Origin of the sequence: Nostoc sp. CHAB 5715 (assembly GCF_020829685.1) — a bacterium.
Taxonomy (GTDB): Bacteria; Cyanobacteriota; Cyanobacteriia; order Cyanobacteriales; family Nostocaceae; genus Nostoc.
This window is the reverse complement of sequence record NZ_JAIVFR010001005.1, coordinates 1-2,586: the sequence shown is the minus strand read 5'-3', so window position 1 is coordinate 2,586 and position 2,586 is coordinate 1. Positions and strand designations below refer to the sequence as shown.

1 protein-coding gene and 1 pseudogene are annotated in these 2,586 nt (G+C 41.8%); one reads left to right on the top strand and one right to left on the bottom strand.

The window, feature by feature from the left end:
- The first annotated feature begins 605 nt into the window (after positions 1-605).
- Entirely contained in the window at positions 606-2,324 is a 1,719-nt protein-coding gene (locus LC574_RS35030) for a fasciclin domain-containing protein (protein WP_229458217.1), read from the top strand.
- A gap of 103 nt (positions 2,325-2,427) precedes the next feature.
- On the opposite strand, the pseudogene LC574_RS35025 reads toward LC574_RS35030, so the two are convergent.
- Positions 2,428-2,586 (bottom strand): annotated as a pseudogene (locus LC574_RS35025) (hypothetical protein); the annotation flags it as partial.

The following is a 2,586-nucleotide window of genomic DNA, read 5'->3' as shown; positions in this document are numbered from 1 at the left end:
GAGCATTAAAATCGCAGTTTTATAGAAAGGCTCAAAAACTTAAAACCCAGTCACAGCAATAAATCTAGCCTATCTTTAGGTTTTATTTATTATTCTGTTCCATAAAATGAACTGAAGAACCATAATTCCTAGCCAAAAATCTTGGCGCAATCATGCCCAAAATTTTTGATTGCGATCGCTAATTTTCAGTCTAGTCTTTGAAAATTTACCATCACAGACAACTATCTAAAGAGTGAAAGTTATTCCTCGAAATCCAGCCAATAGTTAGTTGTATAATTTTACTCAAAGATTAATAATATAGGATATCGCAAAAACAAATTTTATTTCTTAAATGTTGCTAAAGATCATGATCCATGTAGCTTGACGCCATTAACCATTTTCTGCAATTATAAAGAGATGGCTATTAAAAGCTAATTATTCTAGTGCTTGGCTGCGATTTTATAACTGATAAAATCGCTTACTTGTATGCCATAATCTTTATTGCAACATACCATATACCACTATATCGTTGCTTATGCCTATTAGTGTTATATGCGGTTTTTCAAAAACCAAATAGAGATTTTGTATTATGTGTGGTGAAAATTTAGATAATAGAGGATGTTTCCATGTTTAGTTCCTTTCGTTGGCCATCAGCAAGGGTTGCTTTAGTAGTTCTGGGAATGACAGCTACTACAATAACTCCTATCGTAATTTCTACCCCAGCCTCATCTCAAACTACTGTTCCATCTGCAACACCATCACCTGAAACACAATCACCTGCAACACCATCGCCTACTTCAACAGTAAACTTGTCTGATGTTTCGTCAGATTATTGGGCGCGTCCCTTCATTCAAGCCCTAGCTGACAATAACGTGATTACAGGCTTTCCTGATGGCAGCTTTAGGCCGAATCAAGGTGTGACTCGTGCTGAGTTTGCCGCTTTAATTCAAAAAGCTTTCCCAAACCAAAATCGAGTTCGGCAATTAAGCGCAGGTGGATTTAGTGATGTTCCTGCTGGCTATTGGGCAGCTTCTGCAATTCAGAACGCCTACGAAACTGGATTTTTGGCAGGTTATCCTGGGAACGTGTTTAGACCAAATGAACAAATACAGAAGGTACAGGCGATCGTTGCTGTAACCAATGGTTTGGGTTTAACTGCTAGCAGCACTGGAGGCAGTAGTGACCTCAGCACCTACTACACCGATGCCTCAGCTATCCCGAACTATGCTGTTGCTAGTGTGACAACAGCAACACAATCTAATATTGTTGTTAATTATCCAGATGTAAAACAACTCAATCCGCAACAGCCCCTGACTCGCGCTGAAGCTGCGGCACTATTATATCAAGCTTTGGCTAGACAGGGAAGGGTGCAACCCATTGCTAGTAATCTTCCAGCTAGTCAATATATTGTCGGTGGAACTGCTGGCGGCACTCAAACCGGTACTGATATTGTTTCTCTTGCTGCATCCAGTAATTCTTTGACAACTCTGACTTCTTTATTAAAGACAGCTGGTTTAGCAGATATTCTTCAACAGCCTGGCCCTTATACAGTCTTCGCTCCCACCGATCAAGCATTTGCTGCTTTACCTGCTGCTACCTTACAGCAGTTACAGCAACCAGAAAACAGAGATGCATTGATTAAGATTTTGTCATATCATGTAGTTCCTGGTGCAGTAACTTCTAGTCAACTCTCGGCTGGAGAACTGAGAACCTCTGAACAAAGCCCTGTAAATATTCAAATAGATTCTGCTAACAATCAAGTCTCGGTGAATAATGCCAGAGTGATCCAGGCGGATGTCCAAGCTAGCAATGGTGTTATCCATGCAATTAACCAAGTCCTCGTCCCGCCTGATGTTAACATCAGTCAGTTAAATCAACCACCAACAGGAACCACAAATGGGACAACGCCTGATGTCAGGCCAGGTAGAACTACTCTTGGTGGCCCTAGCTATATTGGAGTTGCTGGTAACATTGGTTTGAGTGGCAGCGATACAGCTCTGAGTGACGGGAACTTTGCAGCGATCAGCAAAATTGGTCTGACACGCAATATATCAGTGCGGCCATCGGTGATCTTTGGGGATGATACACTGTTTCTGGTTCCCTTGACTTTGGATTTTTCGCCCCGCATAGCAGGTTCGGTGGGCGCAAGAACCTTAGCTATATCTCCTTATATTGGTGCTGGCGTCGCCATTGAAGCTAATCTCGATACTGATTTTGGACTACTGCTAACTGGTGGTGTAGACCTTCCTATTGGTTCTCGATTTACGGTGACAGGTGGCGTAAATGCTGCTTTTTTGGATGAAACTGATGTAGGGGTACTATTTGGACTTGGCTACAACTTCTAAGTCAATAGAAGTAAAACATGCGGTAGGGTAGCACATCTGTGCTACCCTATTGTATTCAAACAAATTGAAAACAGCTAGAATAGTAAATTGGCATCAAACTCTATTAAGGTCGCTTGATAGCTAGAGTAAGCCCATCAGCGATGGGGACAAGGGAGAGCGTTATTCGTTCGTCATGATGTAACTTTTCGTTGAGCGCCCGGATAGCTTGAGTGCTTTCATCTTGTTCTGCTTTTTGTTCAGCTTGTTCTGCTTTTTGTTCAGC

Excerpts from the sequence above, each read along its gene's own strand:
- LC574_RS35030 (WP_229458217.1), top strand. The coding sequence starts at position 606 with ATGTTTAGTTCCTTTCGTTGGCCATCAGCAAGGGTTGCTTTAGTAGTT.